The sequence below is a fragment of the Phyllobacterium sp. 01N428 genome (assembly GCF_056399405.1).
Map to the genome: position 1 here is coordinate 966,160 of NZ_JBFTRH010000001.1, position 22,280 is coordinate 988,439.

Sequence of the window (22,280 nt, forward strand, 5' to 3'; positions counted from 1 at the left end):
CGTCATGGCACCCTTTCGCACAATGCTCATTGTTCTTGCACTTGCTCCGCTGGTCGGCCAGCCGGCACGTGCCGAGGAGAGCCCGGGCTATACGCTGGAGAAGACTGCCGACGGCTTCGTGCGCATGAACAACAAGACGGGTGAGATGTCGATCTGCCAACAGCAATCGGCACAACTCGTTTGCAAGGTCGCTGCGGAGGAACGTACGGCCTATGAAGAGGACATAGCCGATTTGAAGGGCCGCGTCGCCAAACTTGAGGATACTGTGGCCGCCATGGGCAAGATTCCGCCGATTGTGCGCGACGCGCTGCCTTCGGACGAGCAGTTCGAAAAGAGCCTCGGCTACATGGAAAAATTCATGCGCCGTTTCATGGGTATCGCCAAGGAGTTCGGCTACAGCCCCGAAGACAACAAGCCGGCGCCGGACACCTTGGAAAAAACCTGAATCATCCTGACAACCATCTGTCAGGAGTGGCCGGTTTTTGGCAGGTGCCGTTCTTGATATGTTCAAGCTTTTGTCGGACACTGCCCGCTCACAACTATTCTTCCGGGAGCGATGAGATGACTGCAGTGCCAACACTGATTGGAGAGGTATCGATCAGGCTCTTTGTACGTCATGGGGACCAGCAGAAGGCGCTCGATTTCTATGAGAACGTCTTCGGCGCCAAAATTGTCGGACGGCCTTATCTGCACAATGGCGAACTTATCGCTGCGGAAATGCGCATGGGCGCATCGTTCCTCATGATCGTCGGTGCCAACCCGAAGCGCGATGCCGACGCATCGCTCGGCGGTCCGCGCTCGGTCCATGCTATCGGAGCGACGCCGGTCATGCTCGATATTCATGTCGATGATGTGGACCGCGTGCTGCACCACGCCCTCGCCGAGGGTGGCAGGATACGCAACGCCGCCGAAACGCTCGATGGCGGTGATCGGGCGGGCGTGCTGGTTGATCCGTTCGGGCATTTGTGGGTGCTGAAATCGCGGCAGAAGCACCTTGCCGCCTGAAGTGCCGGCCCCATGGCGGGGCCGGCCGTCGTTAGCTAGGCAGCAAACCGCTTCGTCGCGTGGATGAGTTCGTGGACGATGCCGGGCTCGCTGACGGCATGGCCTGCATCCTCGACAATACGCAAATCCGCTTCCGGCCAAACCTTTTTCAGGTGCCAGGCGTTGAGCAGCGGCGTGCACATGTCATAGCGCCCATGCACGATGACGCCCGGAATATCGCGGATCAGATGTGCGTTGCGCAGCAAATGATCGTCCGTTTCGAAAAAGCCGCGATTCTGGAAATAGTGGCATTCGATACGGGCGAAAGCGATGGCAAAATGATCGTTGGAAAACGCCTCTTCACGCGCAGGATCCGGAAGCAGCGATAGGGCCGATCCCTCCCAGCGCGCCCATAGTTTGGCTGCCTGCAACTGAACGGCCGGGTCGGCATCGGTCAGGCGCCGGTAGTAGGCAGCGATCATGTCATCTCGCTCGTCTTCCGGTATATGCGCCTGGTAGGCCTCGAAACGATCGGGGTAAATTATGCTCGCGCCGTTCGAATAGAACCATTCGATCTCGAAACGGCGGATCATGAAAATACCGCGCAATATCAATTCGCTGACGCGGTCCGGATGTGTCTGAGCGTAGGCGAGGCCGAGTGTCGAACCCCACGAACCGCCGAAGACCTGCCATTTGTCGATGTTGAAATGATTGCGGATCTTCTCCATGTCGGCAACGAGATCCCATGTCGTGTTCTCGTTGAGCTCCGCATGCGGCGTCGATTTTCCGCAGCCGCGCTGGTCAAACAGAATGATGCGATATTTTTCCGGATCATGCAGGCGCCGCATCGTCGGATTGATGCCGCCACCGGGTCCGCCGTGTACCATGATCACCGGTTTGCCATTCGGATTCCCGCATTCCTCCACATGAATCGTGTGAAGCTCGGAGACCTGCAGCATTTCCTCCGATGTCGGTTGAAGTTCTGGATAAAGAATGTTTGTGATCATGCGTCCCACTTTCAAGAATTTCATCCCCACGGCAAATAATTGCGCGGGAATGCGGTTTTGCCAAGGCATTTCAACCGGATCGCCTCACCTAGGCGGATAACAAAACTTTGGCGTGTACCGAATTGCTCTTGATATATCAGTCATTTCAGATTTAGTCGTTAGCATTACGGCTTTTGGATTAAGACTGCTGCAATTTCAGCAACAAGGATTTTTTAAATCATGAACTACCGATTTCTTATTGTGGATGATCACCCCCTCTTCAGGGGAGCCTTGCGGTTGGCGCTTACTTCTCCAAGAAACAACACCGAGATTATTGAAGCTGGCGATATCGAGACTGCAAAATCTCTTATCCAGGAAGAAGCCGATCTTGATCTTCTTCTGCTTGACCTTTCGTTGAACGGTGTCGGTGGGCTCACCGGCTTTGTGGCGCTGCGTTCCCTGCAGGCATCACTGCCGATCGCCATCATCTCGGCAACCGACGATCCGGTTACCATCCGGGCCGCCCTCGAACTCGGCGCATCGGGCTTCATTTCCAAGTCGTCGGGGCCGGACGTTATCAAGGAAGCAGTGCAGACGATCCTTGACGGGGGCATCTGGTCGCCGCTGGCCGATGGTGACGACGACGTGCTGGATCCGGAGATGATCGAACTCATTCGCTGCATCCGCAAACTTACGCCGCAGCAGGCACGTGTATTGAGCATGATGGCTGATGGCATGCTTAACAAGCAGATCGCCCATGAACTGAACGTTTCGGAAGCGACGATCAAGGCACACGTCTCCGCCGTTCTCTACAAGCTCGGCGTCGAGAGCCGCACGCAAGCAGTCATCCGGCTGGCACGCTTCAAAGAAGAGTCGATGCCCAGCCAGTCTCTTATGTAATCAAGTCCTCATTCCGCTGCGATTGCCTGGCGGAAATGCGAAAGCAACGCCCGCAGCGCAGCAGGTCGGACAGGCTTTTGGATGACGGCGATGTCCTCGGCGTTGGCTTGATCGCGCGTGGCATTCGAGCGATCTGCCGTAACCAGTGCCGCTGGTATATGGCGCTGGAAGTGTTCGCGTGTGTAGGCGACCATTTCTATTCCGTTTTCATTGCCAAGATTGTAGTCCGCCAAGATGACATCGGGAACGCCTGGATTGTCCTGGCAATAGGCTTTCAGCGCTTCGCCGCTATCCAGCATGACGACATGACAACCCCATGTTGCCAGCAATTCCTGCATGCCGGCAAGCGAGTGCGGGTTGTCATCGATGCACAGCACAGACAATCCCGACAGGGGCGCCGCAGGCCGAATGGCCCGGACATTCTCGGCAGCGGGAGCCGCGCCCGCCTTCGAGACCGGGATTGTCACCGAGAACATCGATCCCTTGTTCGGCGTCGATTGCACTTGCACGGAAAGGTCGAGGATTTTCGCGATGCGCTCGACGATGGAAAGCCCGAGGCCAAGTCCGTCCGAAATCTTCATGCCTTCGGCGAGGCGGGAAAACTCGCGGAATATGTTTTCGAGTTGCGACTTTGGAATGCCGATGCCGGTGTCGAACACCTGCAATTCAATCCTGTCGCCGCGCCGGCGGGCACCGACAAGCACCTTCCCGCTGCGACAATATTTGATCGCATTCGAGACAAGGTTCTGAACGAGGCGGCGCAGAAGATTGCGGTCGGTCGCCACGACCACCGAACTCATGACCACGTCCAGCGTCAGGCCCCTTGCATGCGCCGTCGGCGAAAAATCGCGGACGATTTGTTCAAGCAAAGAATCAAGGCGGAAGACGGATACAACCGGTTTGAGCGCGCCCGTATCAAGGCGCGAAATGTCGAGCAGGGCGTTGATGATGACCTCGACAGCCTCAAGCGACGAGTCGACATTGCTGACGAGTTGCTTTTCGCGCGAATTGCCGAGGCGCTCCATCAGTGAGGAGGAGTACAGCCGCGCCGCGTTCAAGGGCTGGAGAATGTCGTGGCCCGCATCGGCAAGGAAACGCGTCTTGCTGATATTGGCTTCTTCGGCCCGCTGCTGTGCCTTGGCGAGTTGCTGGTTGGCGAGCGTGAGCTCGTTGGTGCGGTTCCGTACACGCTGTTCCAGAGACTCATTTGTCTGCCGCAAGAGATGGTCGGCATTTACCGCTTGTGTGACATCCGTCAACGTCGTGACGATGCCGCCGTCCGGAATGGAGTTGGAACGGATTTCGATTGTTTGGCCGGTATCCGCCAGCGTGATGCGCCACGGCGCGGTTGATTTGGCAAGATCGTTGAGGAGCGCCGGGTCGGCGCTTCCGAGATCGCCGCGCTCGTAGAGATAATGAACGATGCTGCGAAACGGGGTGCCCATGCGCTGCAGGTCCCTTGGCAGATTGAGCAACACGCGGAACTGGGCGTTCCAGCAGCTCAGCCGATATTGCGGGTCGAACACGCAAATCCCCTGATCCATCTGATCGAGCGCCGTCTGCAGCAGATATCGGTTTTGTGCCGGTGCATCGGTCGCATGCTCGAGGAGCATCTGGGCGCGGCGTTGTGCGGGGCCTGTCGGCCCCATGGCGAGCGACAGGATCATGCGGGCCGAGGGCGAGCCGACAATGCCGGAGAGCAGTTGTTCGGCGAAATGTACCGTCTTGAAGTCTGCTCCATCCTCGTCGTCGAGCAGAATGCCCTCACGTTTGTGAAAGGACGCGAAAGCCAATTCAGCTTGCTCATAGCCGATATATCTTGAGATAGTCGCCTTGAGCTGCCCGACGGTGATGGAGGGCTGAAGTGTTCCGACCGGCGTCGACAGCGGGGCTTTATCGGTGATGAATACCGAAGCCTGAATGCGCTCAAGCGGCGTGGCGCTGCGCGATAGTGAGCCGGCAACATAGCAAACAATATTGGCGGCAAGGCTGAAGAAAAGGCCGTGCACGTAGCTTGCCGCCTCGACGCCAAAAAGCGCCTGCGGCTTGAGCGCTGCAATCCCAAGCGGACCGTCGGTCAAGAGCGCGGAGCCTGGATCGATCAGCGTCGGGACGACCATCGTATAAAGCCAGACGCTGAATCCCGCGATCATGCCCCAGTTAGCGCCGCGCGCCGTCCCCCGGCGCCAAATAAGGGCGCCGACGAATGGCGGCACCAACTGGATGACCGCGACAGCCGAGATCAGCGCGAGTTCGGAGAAGTCCATCTTCCAGGATACGAAATACTGATAGGCCCAGGCTATGCCGAGAATGGCGACGAGGGACCAGCGCCTGATCCGGGGAATGACCTTGGTATAGTCCTTTGGCTCGGCTGGATTGCCGGCTGCCGGGCGCAAAAGCAGGGGGAGCATCAAATCGTTGGTGATCATGATCGACAGCAATATCGATGGCGCAATGATCATCGTCGTTGCTGCCGGAACGCCGCCAAGAAAGGCGATGCCGGCAAGCAATTTCTGGCCGGCAACGATTGGCACGCAAATGAAGTAAAAGTCCGACGCAGCCTCCGGCGGCAGGGAAATCGCCCCTGCCACGGTTATGGGGATGACAAAGACACCGCCGACCAGCAAGAGGAGCGGTGTGAACCAGCGCGCAAGGCGCATTTCTCCGCCACCACGATGCTCGACGATCGTCAGATAGAACTGGTTGGGCAAAAGCAGTACGGTCGATGCGCCGACAAGCATCAGGGCAACGAGGTTGGCAACGGATATGCCGTTGTTGAGAAGCGGAATGTCCTGCCGGCGCTCCATTGCCTTGGCGAAAAGTTCTGTCGGTGATCCGAACAGGAACGTGACGGTGGCAATGCCGATAAGCAGGAAGACACCAAGCTTGATCGTGGCCGCCACGGCAACTGCCTTGATGAAACCATCGTATCGGTCCTTCTGCTGCGGACCACGTGCGGCGATGTAAACGGTATAGACGGCGATCCCAAGCTGGACCAGGGCAATGATCATGTGGTGGTGATCCGCGCCTTCGCTCATGTGGTTGGAATAGATATCCATCATCTGGTGGATGGCGGCGAACTGCAGCGCAATGTAGGGGATGAGCCCGATCGTCGTGATCGCAGTAACCAGCGCTGCGACGGAAAAGCTCTTGCCGTACCGTGCGCCGACAAAATCGGAGATCGATTTTATACCTTCCGATTTGGCAAGCTGGCTGACTTTGCCGAGAATTGGAAATCCCAACGTGAACATGAGACCAATGCCGAGGAAGAGCCCGACAAATTCGATCCCGTTCTTGGCGGCGTAACTGGCGCTGCCGTAGTAGAGCCAGGACGTACCGCTTGCAGCAAGGCAGATCGAGTAGACAAAGGGCCGCGGCAGACGAAAACGGCTGGGAAGCCGGTTCGCGCGCCTTACCACGATCGACTGGAACGCGAGGTAAAGCACAATGATAAGGACTGCAATATACAAGCCCGACATGGGCTTCACCTTCCGTTACTTTGCTTTGGCACGCTTCGCGTTCAGGCTTTTTCGGCTTGCCCGCCGATTGCCCAGGCCGTTAATACTGGTAGAAGAAAACGAACGCTCTATCAATAATTTCAAAACTTCTGTTACAGTTTTCAGGTTATGGCAAATGCGATGACCGTTGGTTTGGATTAACACATAATACTGGAGAGTGGTACATCATGCTGAAAGAATTCAAAGAATTCGCCTTGAAAGGAAACATGGTTGATCTCGCCATCGGTGTGATCATCGGTGCTGCCTTCGGCCGACTGGTCGAGTCGATCGTCGCCGATATTTTCATGCCGATCATAGGTCTGCTCACGCGCGGCACCGACTTTACCAACCTGTATCTCCAGCTTTCGGGCGACGCGCAGCCGACCCTCGCGGCGGCCCGGCAGGCTGGCGCGACCATCGCTTACGGAAATTTCATCACTCTGCTCATCAACTTCCTGATCGTGGCCTGGGTCCTGTTCATGGTGGTCAAGGCAATGAACCGCTTCAAGAAGAAGGAAGCCGCCAAGCCTGCCGAACCGACGAAGGAAGAAGTGCTTCTCACGGAAATTCGCGACCTTCTCGCCAAGCGCACCTGACAGATGTCGCTCAAGGGTTGCCCTGAGGGCAGCCCTCCGATCTCGAGCCGCCATCGGCCATTATCCCAATACCTTTGCCGTCATCCTGTGCCCAAGGCCCGAGGATGATGGTGGTCAGGTCGCGGAGTGCCTCTCCCGCCATAACGGTGGCGGGAGCCCATCACTTGCGATGATGGAAACATCACAAATATCCACGTGCGAAACAGAATTCGTTGTTATAGGTCTGCGGCAGGCAGACTGGAGACACGAATAATGAACCTCGTTCAGCAATTGCGGCATGAAGCAGCGGTGGCACCGGAGAGCGGCATCGTTGCCGTCATGAATCATGGTCGTCGCCAGGAGGGCGTCATCCCGCTCTGGGCCGGCGAGGGCGATCTTCCGACGCCCGATTTCATTCGCGATGCCGCATCGACAGGCCTTGCCAATGGCGAGACCTTCTATACCTGGCAGGCCGGCATACCGGAACTGCGCCACTCGCTCGCGGCGTACTACAAGCGCCATTTCGATGCGGATCTGCCGGTCGAGCATTTCTATATTACCGGCTCGGGCATGCAGTCGATCCAGCTTGCAATCCAGGCAACGGCCGGCGCAGGCGACGAAGTCATCTATCTCTCTCCTGCCTGGCCTAATTTTGCCGCCGCCGCAGGCATTGCCGGCGCAACCCCCGTAGCGGTGACGCAGGACTTCACCGGCAACGGTTGGGGATTCGATCCCCAGAAAATACGCGATGCCATCACGCCGCGAACCCGGGCGCTGTTCATCAATACGCCTTCCAATCCCTCCGGCTGGACCGCCGACATCGATACGCTGAAGGAAATCCTGAGCATTGCCCGTCAGCACGGATTGTGGATTGTTGCCGACGAGATCTACGCGCATTTCTACTACGGCGCCCGCCGCGCGCCCTCCTTCCTTGACATCATGGATCCGGATGAGCGCATCATCTTCGTTAACAGTTTTTCCAAGAATTGGGCGATGACGGGGTGGCGGGTCGGCTGGATGGTGGTTCACCCCTCGCTTGGCAAGACGATCGAAAATCTCATCCAGTACTCGACGTCGGGCGTTGCCCAATTCATGCAGCGCGGCGCAGTTGTCGCGCTCGATCAAGGCGACGACTTCATTCGCATGCAGGTCGAGCGCGCCCACAAGGCCCGCGATATTCTCTGTGCCAAGCTCGCGGCGACGGGAAGGGTGCGGCTGTCGCCGCCCGCAGGCGCGTTCTACCTGCTTTTCGGCATAGATGGCATCAGCGACTCCTATCGCGCCGCCTTTGATATTGTCGATGAGGCTAAAGTCGGCCTTGCGCCGGGGACTGCTTTTGGCGATGGTGGCGCCGCCTTTCTACGGCTCTGCTTCGCCCGACGGATCGATCAGGTCGAGGAGGCGGCCGACCGCCTCGCAGACTGGATCCGGAAACGTTGACGCCGAACCCCGTTCATCTCGACAAGATCAAAGCCACCCTTCTTTCATTGCTGATAGCCACGGCCGGCGGCTTGACCGCCTGGCTGATCGACCTGCCGATTCCTTTCCTGCTCGGTTCGACCATAGCCGTTACGGCCGCCTCGCTGTCGGGGGTAAGAATTTATATTCCGGACCGGCTGCGCGGCTTCGTCTTCTTTTCGCTGGGCATTCAGGCAGGTTCGGGCGTCTCACCCGGCATCCTCGACCAGATGGTGCTGTGGCCGGTGAGCTTCCTGATGCTTTTCGTGGCGCTCGTTCTCGTGACGTCGCTCACCTACCTCATGCTGCGCAAGGGTTTCGGCTGGGACGGTCCGACGGCGCTCTTTTCGGCGCTTCCGGGCGCACTTTCCTTTGTCCTCGTCGCGGCGATGGGCACCTCGGCCAACATGGTGAAAATCACCGTCATCCAGTGCGTGCGCCTGTTGCTTCTCATCGGGTTCCTGGCGCCGCTTCTCGCCATCATCGCAAGGAATGCGCCGCATGTCGTCGTTGCAGTCAATTATGACTGGACCATTCAGGAGGCTGTCATCCTCCTCGTCTGCGGCGGCGCCGGCGCCTTGCTCGGCTACTATAGCCGCATTCCTGGAGGCATGATGCTCGGCGCCCTTCTTGCCAGCGGTATCCTGCATGCCACGTCCATCGTGACAGCTGTCGTTCCCCGCTCGATTGCCGATATCGGCCTTATCGTGCTCGGCGTGCTGATAGGCTCGCGGGTCGGCGTAGAACATAGAAGCCAGTTGGTGCGCTATCTGCCGGCGGCGCTTCTTGCCTTCCTGATCGGAACGGCAGCGTCCTTCGTCGCCGCCCTGGTCGTCTGGCTGCTTCTCGACATTCACCCGGCACAGATAGCGCTTGCCTTTGCACCGGGGGCGCTCGAGGCGCTCACCGTGATCGCCTTTTCCCTCGGCGTCGATCCGTCCTATGTGGCTTCGCATCATGTGGTGCGGTTTCTTATGATCGCCTTCTCGGTGCCGTTTCTCGCCCGCCTTGTTGCGCGCTGAACCACAAACAAAAACCGGCGCTCACGCGCCGGTCCACTTGCGTGCAACCAGATGCAATCAGCCGCCGGCCTTTGACACAGCGAGCGTTACGACCCGCTCGCTCGTTTCGATGGCGGGTTCGCTGTCCTTGGAGAAAGGAATGCCAAGCGCGGTCCACACCTCGACCAACGCGTCCTTCAGCTCGACGACGAGTTCGTTGGAATGGAACGGCGTCGGCGTGATGCGCAGACGTTCGGTGCCGCGCGGGACGGTCGGATAATTGATCGGCTGGATATAGAGGCCGTGCTTCTGCAGGAGCCGGTCGCTGGCTTTCTTGCAGAGTTCAGGGTCGCCAACGAGAATCGGAACAATATGCGTCTCCGATTTCATCACGGGCAGATTGGCCTGGGCGAGGACGTCCTTGGTGAGCTTTGCCTGGCACTGGTGCATGCGGCGCTCTTCCTGCGACACTTTGAGGTGCCGGATCGATTGCGTCGCTGCGGCTGCAATTACAGGAGGCAGTGCGGTCGTGAAGATAAAGCCGGGTGCATAGGACCGGATGGCGTCGATGACAGTCTTTGGGCCGGCAATATAGCCGCCCAGCGTTCCGAACGCCTTGGCGAGTGTGCCCTCGATAACGTCGATACGGTCCGACAGGTTCTCGCGGTCGGTAATCCCACCGCCCCGGTTGCCGTACATGCCGACAGCATGAACCTCATCGATATAGGTCATGGCGTTGTATTCGTCGGCAAGGTCGGCGATTGCTTGAACGGGGGCGATGTCGCCGTCCATCGAATAGATGGATTCGAAGACGATGAGCTTGGCGCGCTCCTTGCCCGCCGCTTTCAACAGCTCTTCCAGATGAGCAAGGTCGTTGTGGCGGAAAATCTTTTTCTCGGCGCCCGAACGCCGCACGCCTTCGATCATCGAGGCGTGGTTCAGCTCGTCAGAAAGAATGAGGCAATTCGGCAGGAGCCGCGCGATCGTCGAGATCGACGCTTCGTTCGACACGAAACCGGACGTGAATACGAGGGCTGCTTCCTTCTGATGAAGGTCTGCCAACTCATGTTCGAGTTCAACCAGCGGATGGTTATTGCCGGAGATGTTGCGGGTGCCGCCGGCGCCGGAGCCCATGCGGCTCGACGCGTCATGGATCGCTGCAATCACGTCCGGATGCTGGCCCATGCCAAGATAATCGTTTGAACACCAGACCGTAATTTCGCGTTGCGTACCTTCGTCGCGCCAGATCGCGCGCGGAAAACGACCCACGATCCGTTCCAGATTGGCAAAGACCCGGTAGCGCTTTTCAGCGTGCAACTGGTCGATCGCGTCTTCGAAAAACCGACGATAGTCCATGAATTGCTCCTGTATCATGAACGTAGTACCGTTTTTGCCTGGCAAAATCCATTGTGAGTTGAGGGTCAATTTGCCACGGTTTAAACGAAACTCTAACCCCTAAATGTTGAAGCCGGCAAAAATAGTCGAAGACAGCGCGTGATGTCGGGCGCAAAGTCACGGCGCCGGGAACGGGCATTCACCTTACTCACATTTTGTCGGTTCCCTTTGTCCGCATACCACGTAAGTTGCATCACATTGTCTCGATGATTAGCTTTCAACGTCTGACTCGATGCGACAAGATCAACTCTGGGCAACAGAATGGGGACCAAGGGGCTGTGTCAATGACCGTGCTTGTGACCGGCGGCGCTGGATATATCGGCAGCCACATGGTCTGGGAATTGCTCGATGCTGGCGATTCCGTCATCGTGCTGGATCGTCTTTCAACGGGTTTCGAATGGGCCGTGCCGCGCGAGGCGAAACTGATCGTCGGCGACATCGCCGATCAGAGCCTCGTGCGCCAGACGATCGAGCGCAACTATGTCGATGCGGTGATCCACTTCGCCGGATCGGTGGTGGTGCCCGATTCCGTCCGCGACCCGCTCACCTATTACGAGAACAATACCTGCAAGTCGCGTGCCCTGATCGAGGCCGTGGTAAAATCGGACGTGAAGAACTTCATCTTTTCATCCACCGCGGCCGTCTATGGCGACGCGGGCATGAAGCCGGTCACCGAGGATGCAGCGACACATCCGGAGTCGCCCTATGGCCTATCCAAGCTGATGACCGAATGGATGCTGCGCGATACCGCCGCCGCCCATGATTTCCACTATACGGCGCTGCGCTATTTCAACGTCGCCGGTGCCGATACCAAGGGACGCACCGGTCAATCGACGCGCGGCGCCACCCATCTCATCAAGGTTGCCTGCGAGACGGCGCTCGGCAAGCGCCCGTATATGGAAATCTTCGGCCACGATTTTGCAACGCCGGATGGCACGTGTGTGCGCGACTATATTCACGTCAGCGACCTTGTGGCGGCGCATCGCCTGGCGCTGGAGCGCCTGCGCTCGGGTGGCAGCAGCATGGTGGCGAATTGCGGCTATGGACGCGGCTTTTCCGTCAAGGAAGTGATCGAGAGTGTCGAGCGTGTGCATGGCAAGCCGATCGACGCAAGGTTGACGGTGCGCCGGCCCGGCGACGCGGCCTCCGTGGTCGCGGACAGCAGCAAGGCGCGCTTAGACCTCGGCTGGAAGCCGAAGCTCGACAATCTCGATACTATCGTCGAGTCGGCGATGAAATGGGAAAAGGCGCTGCAGCACCGCAACAATAAGGGCTGAAGCCGACGTATCAATCTTCTTTCTGCTCCTTCTTAAGCGGCAGCATGAGGCGTAGCGTTAGAAGCGTCAGCACGGATATGATAATCGCGACATCGTAGCTTTCGAGCCCGACCGAAACGCCGATGGCGCCAGTCGACCAGATGCTCGCCGCGGTCGCCGTGCCGCGTACCGAGTTCTTGCCCTGCAGGATTGCCCCGCCTCCGATAAAGCCGACGCCGGTGATAAGGCCCTCGACGATGCGCGCCAGCGCTTCGGGATTGTCCGTCATCAGGCGTTCGGCCCCTTGAACGAAACCGCAACTCGCCAGCGCTACCAGCGGGAACGTGCGCAGGCCGGCGCTTCGCTCCTCCTGTTCGCGCTCCCACCCGATGGGAAAGGCAAGGATATAGGCCACCGCCAAAGCAAAGGCATGTGGGAAAAGCGGCAGGGTATTCAGGTAATGAAACGTTTCGAACAAGCGCAGTCTCCAACCATTATGAACGTTGAGCACAACGCCAGGTAGTGGTCAGCGGTTCCCAGAGATCGTACGACGCGCAGGCCTGCGGCGCCGCGACACATTGCCATTGAAGTCTTAAGGCTTGAAAAGGGGAACCTTCTTCTTGGGGAACGGTTGTTCTTTCAACGAGGCACTAGTTGGAGCTTGATTGATGGACGGCCGAAACCGTACCTACGAAAAAGAACTCTCGCAGATTTTGAGACGGCAGATTTCCCAGTCGTCCTATAGATCGGCGATACGAGCTGCAGGTATCTACAAGGTTGATGAAACCGTCCCGGAAAGTCTTCTCGACCAGCTTAGGCGTCTTGATGACGCCGAGCGGACCTTGCGAAAGTCCTGACCAAATAAACTTTGTACAAAAAAAGAGGCGGGCCAAAAGCCCGCCTCTTTCGCGATCAGCGCATTACCCTTAGGCGGCAAGCGCCAGGTCGCTGGTAAGGTCGAGAGCCGACGATACGGCCTTGGCTTCTGCATCAGGACCCATGGCGACGCCCTCGATGCGGATAACTTCGACATCGGTCATGCCAAGGAAGCCAAGCGCAGTCTTGAGGTAAGGTACAGCATGATCGAATGCTGCTGCCGGACCGCTCGAATAGACACCGCCCGAAGCGATGACGATGTAGACCTTCTTGCCTGTGACCAGGCCCTTGGGGCCTTCAGCGCCATAGCTGAACGTCTTGCCGGCGCGGGCGATATGATCGACCCAGGCCTTCAGCGTCGAAGAAATGTTGAAGTTGATGAGGCCCGTGGCGATAACGATACTGTCGGCGGCAAACAGTTCATCGACGATGGCATCCGATACGCCAACGACGCTCTGCTGACGCTCCGAACGGGATTCGACCGGCGTATAGATGCCCGACGAATAGTCCGCATCGATATGCGGCAGCGGCTGGCTGGCAAGATCGCGCTTGACGATGGCGCTGCCGGGCGTCTTTGCCTGCAGCTTCTGGGCAAGTTCGGTAGCGACGCGCGTCGAATGCGAAGCGGCACCGCGGGGGCTCGATGTAACGAGAAGAATGGAAGACATAGCCTAAGTTCCTTCAATTGATATTCTCGGGTGAGAACTGATGGCCGTAATTTGGTGCTCGACATCCATTTAGAAAACTGGGAAAATATCGATCAATTCCATCTAATAGATCGATAGGTCAGGCAATGCAGGCAAATCCGACGCTCGACCAGCTTCAGGTGTTCGTGACGGTTGCGGAATCCGGCAGCTTTTCGGCTGCGGCGCGCAAGCTCAATCGCTCGCAGTCGGTGATCAGCTATACGATCGCCAATCTCGAAGCGCAGCTGGAACTGCAATTGTTTGAACGCGGCGGAACGCGCGAGCCCCGCCTGACGGAAACCGGCAAGGCCATGCTCGAGGACGCGCGGCGCATGGTATCCGTGCTGCAGAGCCTGCGTTCACGTGTCGAAGGGCTGAAAATGGGCCTCGAAGCCGAGGTTGCCGTCGCCATAGACGTGTCATTGCCGTCGCCCGTGATGACATGCGTGCTCAAGGCGTTCCAGGAACAGTTTCCGACAGTGAGTTTGCGCGTTCATGTCGGCGCGCTCGGCATGGTTTGGGATCTGGTCCTGAAGAAACAGGCGGATTTCGGCATCGCCGGTCCTCCTCTCAACGCCCATGACGAACTTGTGCTGGTGCAAATCGGCCAGACGGCCATGACCCCCGTTGCGGCACCGAGCCACCCGCTTGCGCTTTATGAGGGGCCGGTCCCGCTTTCCTTTATTCGCGATCATACGCAACTGGTCATTACCGATCTTAGCGAACAGACCAAGGGGCGTAATTTCGGCGTGTTCGCCTACAAGATCTGGCGCCTTACGGATGTCGGAACCAAATATGATCTCACCGTGGCCGGCCTCGGTTGGGGCGGCCTGCCGAAATGGATGGTGAAGGATGATATCACTGCCGGCCGGCTGGTGCAGCTCGATCTCGAACCCTATCCGGAAACCGAGTATCCGCTCTTGGCTATATACCCTGTCGACCGGCCGCTCGGACCGGCCTCAAACTGGCTGATTGATCGGTTCAAGCAGGAATTGGCACGGTTTGGGAGCTGACCGAAACAGTCACCATGGCCCCCGCCGGGTCCGCCCAGGCCATCCTCGGGCTCTCGTCCCGAGGATCCATGACACTTGGCTGAGACCTCAACGCATCAGTTTGAAAGAGTGGATCCTCGGGTCCAAGCCCGAGGTGACCGCGTAGCTCACCGCAGCGGCCCCCCTCAAATCAGCTTGTCCATTGTAATCGGCAAATCGCGCACCCTTACGCCTGTCGCGTGATAGACCGCATTGGCGATGGCCGGCGCGACCCCGACGATGCCGAGTTCGCCCACCGCCTTGCCGCCGAGCACCGATGCATGCGTATCGGGTATGCCGACCGAGATCACCTTGAGGTCCGGAATGTCTGCATTGGTCGGCACGAGATAGTCCCCGAGATTATTGTTGATCACCCGCCCGTTGCGCGCATCGACGATGCCTTCCTCAAGCAAGGCCTGGCCGATGCCCATGATGATGCCACCCTTCCATTGGCTTTCGGCGAGCTTCGGATTGTAAAGCCGGCCCGAGTCCAACGCCGAGACCATCCGCGCCACCCGGACGGTGCCGAAATCAGCATCGACCCGCACCTCGACGAAGTGGACGCACCAACTGTGCAGCGAGTAGTCGCCATCGGTCGGCGACAGCATCGTCGTGATGGTGGTGAAGTTGCGGAAGTGATCTTTCTCGTTGCGCAGGTTCTCCGGCAACGTATCGCGCAGAGCTTCGATCCGCTCGCGGCCCGTCCGCTGCATGATTTCAGCAATGCCGACGCCGGCGCCGGTATCGCGCGGTGACGATATTACGCCGTTCTCGACAATGAGCGTATTCGCCTGGAGGTCGCGGAACGGCGAATTCGGATCGTTGATGGCGAGACCGATCAACTCGTCGCGTGCGGCAAGCGCCGCCTTGTGCACGGCGCCGGTGATCAGGTTGGCGAACTGCGAACCGCCGGCGACCGGCGCCCGGGGCAGCGAAGAGTCGCCGAGCTTGACGCGCACTGTCTCGACTGTAACGCCGATGGCCTCGGCAGCCGTTTGGGCCAGGATGGTATAGGTGCCCTGGCCCATGTCGATGCCGCTGCTGGCGACCTCGACCGAACCGTCACCAAGGATGCGAACCAATGCTTCGCCTGGGGTCCTGCGTACCGGGTACGTGCCCGCTGCGACACCGTAGCCGATGAGCTGGTTCCCTTCGCGCATCGAACGCGGCTTTGGCTGGCGCCTGCTCCAGCCGAAGGCCTCCGCTCCGGCCGCATAGGCTTCGCGCAGGCGGCGGGTCGACCACGGCTTCCTGGCATGCGGGTCTTCCTCGGCGTAGTTGAGAAGGCGGATCTGCAACGGGTCGATGCCGACTTCATAAGCGAGTTCATCGATCGCGCATTCAATGCCGAAGGCGCTGGGATTTTCACCGGGCGCACGCAAGGCGCCGGGCTTCACCGTGTTGACGGGAACGACGTTCTGGCGCGAACTGAAATTCGGCGTTGCATACATGATCGACGTCACCGAGCCCAGCGGCTCGACTTGAACGGCTTTCATCGAAGTTTCGTTGGCGCCTGTCTGGACGATGGAGACAAGCTTGCCGTCGCGCGTTGCGCCGAGTTCGATCGTCTGGCGTGTCGCCGGCCGGCCGCCATAGGCCGTAAAGGTCTGCGCCCGCGTGACCGCGAGCTTCACCGGGCGGCCGAGCATGCGCGCAGCATTTATGGCGATAGCGCCGTGTTCGAGGGCGAGCGCCTTTGATCCGAAGCCGCCGCCAATATAGGGCGAGCGCAACTCAACGTTTTCGAAGGGGATGTCGAACCACTCCGCATAGGTCCGCGCCATGCCGTCGATCCACTGGCTGGGCTCCCAGACCGTCAGCCTGTCGCCTTTCCACTCCGCAATGAGCCCGTGCGGTTCGATCGGCACATTATACTCGCGCGGGGTCCGGTACTCATGCTTGATGCGGATCGGGGCGTTGGCAAGCGCGCCATGCGCGTCGCCCCATTCGATGGTCATTCGGTCGAGTGGCATTCCGTCCCCGGCCTTGGGATCATCGAGGCCCGCGATCGCCGGCGCCTCTTCGTCGTAAACCTTGACCAGCGCCGCTGCCGCCGTTGCCTGCTCGAAAGTTTCGGCAATGACAGCCGCGATATGCTGGCCGGCAAAGGTGATGTTACGGGCCAGCGGTTCGTAGGGCGCATCGGAAGGCGGCGTGTTGAGCCAGTCGGTTGCCGATTTGATCGGCAGCGCATTATCGGGGGTCATTACCAGCAGTACACCCGGCGCGCGTTCGGCGGCACTTGCGTCAATGGAAACGACGCGGCCCGACGCGATCGCGCTTTCGACGAGGACGGCGTGTACCATTCCTTGCGGATGGTGCTCGAGGGCATAATCGGCAAGGCCGGTTATCTTTGCCGGCCCGTCGATGCGCGACAGACGTCCGCCCAAGGCGCCGTCGGCGGCGTCACCACGCTTTGCTCTGGTTTCAACGATAGTCATGCCGCGGCTCCAATCTTGAGGATGGCGCGTTCGACAACGCGCGGGGCAAGTTCGATCTTGTAATGGTTAGCGCCATGGTCGATCGCGCCCTCGACGGCCAAACGGCTCGCCTCCTTGATAGCGTCGGGGGCGAAGACCTTGCCGCGCAAGGCGTCCTCGACGGCCCGCGCGCGCCAGGGTTTTGTAGCGATGCCGCCAAGGGCGATGCGAATGTCGGTGATGGTGCGGCCATCCCCGCCAAGTTCGATGCCGACGGCAGCGCTCGCCGCGGCAAATTCATAGGATTGCCGGTCCCGCACTTTGAGAAAGGTCGAGCGCCGCGCCGCTGGCGAAGCCGGGATCGAGATCGCGGTTATGATTTCGCCCGGGCGCATGGCGTGTTCCTTGTCCGGCGTTGCACCCGGCAGCAAGAAGAAATCATCGATGGGCACCTGGCGGTCGCCGAGATGCACGAGAGCATCGAATGCCGTCAGTGCCACCGCAAGATCGCCAGGATAGGTGGCAATGCAGGCGCTGCTGCCGCCGAGCACCGCATGCGAGCGATTGACGCCGGTCAGTGCGGCGCAGCCGCTGCCGGGATTTCGCTTGTTGCAATTGGGAAATGTTGCCGGATCGCGAAAATAGGCACAGCGCGTGCGCTGCAGGAGGTTGCCGCCAATCGTCGCCATATTGCGAATCTGGGCCGATGCCGCCTGCCAGAGCGCCTCGGAGATTGCCGGGAACTCGCCCTTGATTGCTGGGTCTTCGGCAACGCGGCTCATGCGCGCGAGTGCGCCGATCGTGGCACCTCTGCTGTCGATGCGCACCTCATCGAGGCCTTTGAGATGGCTTATATCGACAACGCGCTCCGGCTCGGCCACGCAGCATTTGGCAAGGTCGATCAGGGTGGTGCCGCCGGCAAGCAGCATTGTCGCCGGCATTGCGGCGGCGCTCAGCGCCTCGTCAATCGTAGCGGCGCGAACATAGGAAAAATCCCTCATGACAGCTCCTTTGCAGCTTCGCGCACGGCATCGACGATGTGCGGATAGGCGCCGCAACGGCAGAGGTTGCCGGACATGTATTCCCGGATTTCATCGTCGGAGCCGGCATGACCCTCGCGAATGCAGGCGACGGCGGACATGATCTGTCCGGGCGTGCAATAGCCGCACTGGAAGGCGTCATGCTCGAGAAACGCGGCCTGTACTGGATGCAGCGCGTCGCCGGGCGCGGATAGGCCCTCGATCGTTTCGATCTTGCTGCCTTCGACCTGTGCGGCGAGCGTAAGGCAGGAGAGGACGCGTTCGCCGTCCACATGCACCGTGCAGGCGCCGCACTGGCCGTGATCGCAGCCTTTCTTGGTGCCGGTCAGTTCCAGATGTTCGCGCAAGGCGTCGAGCAGCGTCACGCGTGCCTCAACTGTCACTTGCCGCGACTTTCCGTTAATATCGAGATTGAGGCTGATTTGATTTGTCATCGGCGTCTTGACTCCGTTCTGATGACAGTAAGTCCCAAGGGCCGCCGGGCGTTCCACGAGCAATAGCCCAAAAAACATGACACGACGGGTCCAGATAGGGTATTAGTTCAGAGATCACGCTATAATCGGAGGTGCCTCCGTTTTTGAAACATAGCGGTTGGCCGAGGGTGGTTCAAGCCCCAGCTTTGTATTTTTGGAGTTCGACAATTGGTATCCCCGCCGGAGAAAGCGAGAGAGGCAAAGGCACCGAGGCCGTTGCGCGCCGATGCCAGCCGCAATCGCGACAAGCTGGCCGAGATTGCCGGCCACGTCTTTGCCGAGCGCGGCGGCAACGCTTCGCTTGAGGAGATTGCCCGGCAGGCCGGCGTCGGCATCGGCACGCTCTACAGGCATTTTCCGACGCGCGAACATCTGGTGGAGGTCGTCTACAGGCGGGAGGTCGAAGGGCTTTGCGCCGCCGCGGACGAATTGGCACTACACAACGCGCCGGATGCGGCGCTTGGCGAATGGATGCAGCGTTTCGTCGATTACATCGCCGCCAAGCGCGGCATGGCCAATAGCCTGCGCATTCTCTTCGACGGCAATTCGCAAGTTTTCGCCAATACGTCCGGCATGGTCGCAGGGGCCCTGCGCAAGCTCGTAGACGCAGCGGTGGCTGATGGCTCGATCCGCAGCGATATCAACAGCGCCGACCTCCTGCAGGCGCTTTCGGGCATATATTCGGCGCCGGATACGCCCGAGTGGCGCGAACAATCGCGTCGCCTCGTCTCTTTGCTGATGGACGGATTGCGCTGGGGTTCGAAGAAGGCGCGGTTGTAAGCGCTTGAAATCCTATTTGATCGCATTCGGGCGGTTCCTGCCACACTCGGGCCGCAAACGGCCGGTGAGTTGAGACATGGGGTAGTGCGCATATCAGGAGGTGGAATATGATGCAGCTCAAGTTCGGTCTCGTTGCAACCGCTTGTCTAGGGTTGGTTTTGGCAGGAACGGCCACCGGCCAATACAATTTTGTGGGACAAGCTCTCGCCGACAAGGGTGGCAACGGCAATGGGGGCAATGGCGGGGGCCATGGAAATGGCGGCAAGGGCGGCAACGGCAAGGGCGACAGCGGAGATCACGGCGGCAAATCGTCGAGCCAGTCCAAGACGTCCGGTCACGCCAAAACAGCCAGCTCCAATGATAGATCGAAGGTTCAACACGACAAGTCCAAGGTGCAGAAGGCTTCGGTCAAGGTCAGCGATGATTTCGTCGTTGACGATGATGACGATAACACGCTTGGCGCATTGAATGCGGCGCATGCTTCGGCGCGGGCGCGCGAACGGGCGGCGCCGAATTCCTCGGTTGGCAAGATTGCAACTTATGAGCGAAACCGAGAAGCAGCCTTGGCATTGGCAGACCCCGTTATGCGCGATCATGCGCTCGATGACGCCGTATCGCGGCTCGAGTCGGATTTCGGACGGACCCTGACGGACGACCAGATTGGTCAGGTCAATGCATTACTGGATGCCAGGCAGTAGACTTTTTGGCTGACCGAGGTAAAGCCTTGGATAGCGGCCGTGGTCGCTGTTCGCGCTTAGCCGTCGCTCCGGACATTCTTCTGTCCTAACTCAAACATGTTGCATCTGATTGCGCCCCATCCAACGGGCCGACGGGGACCCATTGTAATCAAAGCAGCGTTTATATCGACATGCGGCGGCTTTCCACCGGGTGCAATCGTGAACCAGTTTCTGCGTTAAAAAGGAGAGACGGTGTGCGAGTTGATCAGAGATTCGCTGGTGCTGCGAGAGAGGATTGAACTCTCGACCTCTCCATTACCAATGGAGTGCTCTACCACTGAGCTACCGCAGCCGATTTGCGAACGCGGCGGACTTCTGCCATATCATTGGTAAAATCGCAAGCAAGCAATCGCAATCTTTTTGCGCCCGATTATTCATAAGGCGCCTAAGCCACGTCTGCTTGTGGATAAATTGGCACCTTATTCGTCCGGGATATGTGGGACAGGACATGAATTCGTCGTCGAAAAACCCGAATCGCGAACAATTAAATCGCGAGAAGCGGCGCTCGGATGAGCTTCGTGCCAATCTCGCACGGCGCAAGCAACAGGCGCGCTCGCGTAGGGCTGGCGCCGCCGACGACCGGGACGAGGGCATTGTCGCGGCCGCAGAAAAACCTGCCGGTTCCTCCAAAGGGGACCATGATTGACCGGAAACCGGTCATAAGCCTTTCTTGAACCATTCCGTGGGATGGTTTACAGCAACCGGCTCCGCATGGGGCTCAAACGTTAGGACGGGGACTTTCCCGCGAAAGTGATAGATATGGATCGCATCAAGATTGTTGGCGGTAACAAGCTCAACGGCGTCATTCCGATTTCCGGCGCCAAGAATGCGGCCCTGCCGCTGATGATCGCCTCGCTGTTGACCGATGACACGCTGACGCTCGAAAATGTCCCGCATCTCGCCGACGTCGAACAGCTGATCCGCATCCTCGGCAATCATGGCGTCGACTATTCCGTCAACGGCCGGCGCGAGCGCCAGGACGGCGCCTATTCCCGCACCATTCATTTCAGCGCCCGCCATATCGTCGATACGACGGCTCCCTACGAACTCGTATCGAAAATGCGCGCGAGCTTCTGGGTGATCGGCCCGCTGCTCGCCCGCATGGGCACCGCCACCGTGTCGCTGCCGGGTGGATGTGCCATCGGCACGCGTCCGGTCGATCTTTTCATCGATGGCCTGCGGGCGCTCGGCGCCAACATCGAAATCGAGAACGGCTACGTCAAGGCGACTGCGAAAGGCGGCCTTGTCGGCGCGCGCTTTGCCTTCCCCAAGGTTTCCGTCGGCGCGACCCACGTGCTGATGATGGCGGCGACGCTCGCCAAGGGCGACACGATCATCGAAAATGCCGCGCAGGAGCCAGAAGTCGTCAATCTTGCGGACTGCCTCAATGCGATGGGCGCCAAGGTCAGTGGCGCCGGGACGGCGACGATCACCATCGAGGGCGTCACCAGCCTTTCGGGCGCGCGCGTCCGCGTCATCCCCGATCGCATCGAGACCGGCACCTATGCGATGGCCGTTGCCATGACCGGCGGCGACGTCATCCTTGAAGGCGCTGACGCGAACCTCCTGCAGGCGGCCCTGACGACGCTTGGCCAGGCAGGTGCAGAAATCTCCGAGACCAATTCCGGCCTGCGCGTCGTTCGCAACGGCCACGGCATCATGCCCGTCGATGTGACGACGCAGCCGTTCCCAGGTTTCCCCACCGATCTGCAGGCGCAATTCATGGGCCTGATGACCAAGGCGAAGGGAACATCGCACATTACCGAGACGATCTTTGAAAACCGCTTCATGCATGTCCAGGAGCTGGCGCGCCTCGGTGCCAGGATCTCCCTTTCAGGCCAGACGGCCAAGATCGAGGGCGTTGACCGGCTGAAGGGCGCACCCGTCATGGCGACCGACTTGCGCGCCTCCGTGTCGCTGGTCATCGCTGGCCTTGCCGCCGAGGGCGAAACGGTCGTCAACCGCGTCTATCACCTCGATCGCGGCTTCGAGCGGCTCGAAGAGAAGCTCACCCGTTGCGGCGCCGAGGTTCAGCGCATCAGCGACTAGGCTTCGCAGTCGGTGGCGCAGGGTCTTGATCTGAACTCGCTCCGGATTTTGCCAAGTCTGTAATTCCATTTGTCCGCACTTTCCTCTAACAGGAAAGGGTGTGCGGCGCCGGGACGGTGCCGCGCCTCGCTTAAGC

The 22,280-nt window shown here is 59.3% G+C and carries 21 protein-coding genes and 1 tRNA gene; 13 read left to right on the top strand and 9 right to left on the bottom strand.

What is annotated here, in order from left to right:
* Positions 1-4: 4 nt before the first annotated feature.
* Together AC1DNI_RS04715 and AC1DNI_RS04720 are read left to right on the top strand one after the other, a co-directional pair.
* Positions 5-445: a hypothetical protein gene (locus AC1DNI_RS04715; RefSeq protein WP_153668172.1), complete on the top strand. Its 441-nt coding sequence runs from the start codon at positions 5-7 to the stop codon at positions 443-445.
* Between the two features lie 116 nt (positions 446-561).
* On the top strand, positions 562-1,005 hold the full coding sequence (locus AC1DNI_RS04720) for a VOC family protein (protein ID WP_477691013.1): 444 nt from the start codon (positions 562-564) through the stop codon (positions 1,003-1,005).
* A 35-nt stretch (positions 1,006-1,040) separates the two neighbouring features.
* On the opposite strand, the gene pip is transcribed toward AC1DNI_RS04720, so the two are convergent.
* Positions 1,041-1,991, bottom strand: coding sequence for a prolyl aminopeptidase (pip, locus tag AC1DNI_RS04725; protein ID WP_477691014.1), 951 nt, complete (start codon positions 1,989-1,991; stop codon positions 1,041-1,043).
* 219 nt (positions 1,992-2,210) lie between these two features.
* On the opposite strand from pip, the gene AC1DNI_RS04730 reads away from it, so the two are divergent.
* On the top strand, positions 2,211-2,870 hold the full coding sequence (locus AC1DNI_RS04730) for a response regulator transcription factor (protein WP_091919797.1): 660 nt from the start codon (positions 2,211-2,213) through the stop codon (positions 2,868-2,870).
* An 8-nt stretch (positions 2,871-2,878) separates the two neighbouring features.
* On the opposite strand, the gene AC1DNI_RS04735 is transcribed toward AC1DNI_RS04730, so the two are convergent.
* Positions 2,879-6,349 (bottom strand): hybrid sensor histidine kinase/response regulator, encoded by a 3,471-nt coding sequence (locus AC1DNI_RS04735; protein ID WP_477691015.1) that lies wholly within the window; start codon positions 6,347-6,349, stop codon positions 2,879-2,881.
* Positions 6,350-6,555: 206 nt separating this feature from the next.
* On the opposite strand from AC1DNI_RS04735, the gene mscL reads away from it, so the two are divergent.
* From mscL to AC1DNI_RS04750, 3 genes are all read left to right on the top strand, one after another.
* On the top strand, positions 6,556-6,963 hold the full coding sequence (gene mscL, locus AC1DNI_RS04740) for a large conductance mechanosensitive channel protein MscL (RefSeq protein ID WP_153668168.1): 408 nt from the start codon (positions 6,556-6,558) through the stop codon (positions 6,961-6,963).
* A 252-nt stretch (positions 6,964-7,215) separates the two neighbouring features.
* On the top strand, positions 7,216-8,382 hold the full coding sequence (locus AC1DNI_RS04745; protein WP_477691016.1) for a pyridoxal phosphate-dependent aminotransferase: 1,167 nt from the start codon (positions 7,216-7,218) through the stop codon (positions 8,380-8,382).
* The gene (locus AC1DNI_RS04750; protein ID WP_477691017.1) at positions 8,379-9,422 is read left to right on the top strand and encodes an AbrB family transcriptional regulator; all 1,044 of its coding nucleotides are present in this window, start codon (positions 8,379-8,381) and stop codon (positions 9,420-9,422) included. The genes AC1DNI_RS04745 and AC1DNI_RS04750 overlap by 4 nt, the downstream gene beginning before the upstream one ends.
* A 57-nt stretch (positions 9,423-9,479) precedes the next feature.
* Here AC1DNI_RS04750 and hemA read toward each other — a convergent pair whose 3' ends face one another.
* On the bottom strand, positions 9,480-10,757 hold the full coding sequence (hemA, locus tag AC1DNI_RS04755; RefSeq protein ID WP_027230323.1) for a 5-aminolevulinate synthase: 1,278 nt from the start codon (positions 10,755-10,757) through the stop codon (positions 9,480-9,482).
* 323 nt (positions 10,758-11,080) lie between these two features.
* On the opposite strand from hemA, the gene galE reads away from it, so the two are divergent.
* Positions 11,081-12,073 carry a UDP-glucose 4-epimerase GalE gene (gene galE, locus AC1DNI_RS04760; RefSeq protein ID WP_113279790.1) on the top strand — a complete coding sequence of 331 codons (993 nt, stop codon included), beginning with the start codon at positions 11,081-11,083 and terminating at the stop codon, positions 12,071-12,073.
* Positions 12,074-12,083: 10 nt separating this feature from the next.
* Here the strand turns inward: galE and AC1DNI_RS04765 are convergent, their stop codons facing one another.
* Entirely contained in the window at positions 12,084-12,530 is a 447-nt protein-coding gene (locus AC1DNI_RS04765; RefSeq protein ID WP_051614557.1) for an MgtC/SapB family protein, read from the bottom strand.
* A gap of 190 nt (positions 12,531-12,720) precedes the next feature.
* On the opposite strand from AC1DNI_RS04765, the gene AC1DNI_RS04770 reads away from it, so the two are divergent.
* Positions 12,721-12,909: a hypothetical protein gene (locus AC1DNI_RS04770; protein ID WP_027230320.1), complete on the top strand. Its 189-nt coding sequence runs from the start codon at positions 12,721-12,723 to the stop codon at positions 12,907-12,909.
* A gap of 69 nt (positions 12,910-12,978) precedes the next feature.
* On the opposite strand, the gene AC1DNI_RS04775 is transcribed toward AC1DNI_RS04770, so the two are convergent.
* Complete coding sequence (locus tag AC1DNI_RS04775) at positions 12,979-13,596, bottom strand: FMN-dependent NADH-azoreductase (protein ID WP_027230319.1); 618 nt, start codon at positions 13,594-13,596, stop codon at positions 12,979-12,981.
* Positions 13,597-13,721: 125 nt separating this feature from the next.
* Between AC1DNI_RS04775 and AC1DNI_RS04780 the strand changes: the two genes are divergently transcribed.
* Positions 13,722-14,627: a LysR family transcriptional regulator gene (locus AC1DNI_RS04780; RefSeq protein WP_477691018.1), complete on the top strand. Its 906-nt coding sequence runs from the start codon at positions 13,722-13,724 to the stop codon at positions 14,625-14,627.
* A 164-nt stretch (positions 14,628-14,791) separates the two neighbouring features.
* Here AC1DNI_RS04780 and AC1DNI_RS04785 read toward each other — a convergent pair whose 3' ends face one another.
* Genes AC1DNI_RS04785 through AC1DNI_RS04795 form a run of 3 tightly spaced genes read right to left on the bottom strand, consistent with a single transcriptional unit; the run spans position 14,792 to position 18,539 of the window.
* Positions 14,792-17,086: a xanthine dehydrogenase family protein molybdopterin-binding subunit gene (locus AC1DNI_RS04785; RefSeq protein ID WP_477691019.1), complete on the bottom strand. Its 2,295-nt coding sequence runs from the start codon at positions 17,084-17,086 to the stop codon at positions 14,792-14,794.
* Entirely contained in the window at positions 17,083-18,066 is a 984-nt protein-coding gene (locus tag AC1DNI_RS04790; protein ID WP_477691020.1) for an FAD binding domain-containing protein, read from the bottom strand. The genes AC1DNI_RS04785 and AC1DNI_RS04790 overlap by 4 nt, the downstream gene beginning before the upstream one ends.
* Positions 18,063-18,539, bottom strand: a complete 477-nt coding sequence (locus AC1DNI_RS04795) for a (2Fe-2S)-binding protein (protein ID WP_091919777.1) — start codon at positions 18,537-18,539, stop codon at positions 18,063-18,065. The genes AC1DNI_RS04790 and AC1DNI_RS04795 overlap by 4 nt, the downstream gene beginning before the upstream one ends.
* A 207-nt stretch (positions 18,540-18,746) precedes the next feature.
* Between AC1DNI_RS04795 and AC1DNI_RS04800 the strand changes: the two genes are divergently transcribed.
* A complete protein-coding gene (locus AC1DNI_RS04800; RefSeq protein ID WP_477691021.1) occupies positions 18,747-19,358 on the top strand; it encodes a TetR/AcrR family transcriptional regulator in 612 nt (203 codons plus the stop codon).
* Between the two features lie 107 nt (positions 19,359-19,465).
* Positions 19,466-20,056: a Holotricin-3 precursor gene (locus AC1DNI_RS04805; RefSeq protein ID WP_477691022.1), complete on the top strand. Its 591-nt coding sequence runs from the start codon at positions 19,466-19,468 to the stop codon at positions 20,054-20,056.
* A 256-nt stretch (positions 20,057-20,312) separates the two neighbouring features.
* Here AC1DNI_RS04805 and AC1DNI_RS04810 read toward each other — a convergent pair.
* Positions 20,313-20,387 (bottom strand) — tRNA-Thr (locus AC1DNI_RS04810).
* Positions 20,388-20,543: 156 nt separating this feature from the next.
* On the opposite strand from AC1DNI_RS04810, the gene AC1DNI_RS04815 reads away from it, so the two are divergent.
* Complete coding sequence (locus AC1DNI_RS04815; RefSeq protein ID WP_091950449.1) at positions 20,544-20,741, top strand: hypothetical protein; 198 nt, start codon at positions 20,544-20,546, stop codon at positions 20,739-20,741.
* 113 nt (positions 20,742-20,854) lie between these two features.
* Positions 20,855-22,144, top strand: a complete 1,290-nt coding sequence (gene murA / locus AC1DNI_RS04820; protein ID WP_027230313.1) for a UDP-N-acetylglucosamine 1-carboxyvinyltransferase — start codon at positions 20,855-20,857, stop codon at positions 22,142-22,144.
* Positions 22,145-22,280: the final 136 nt, after the last annotated feature.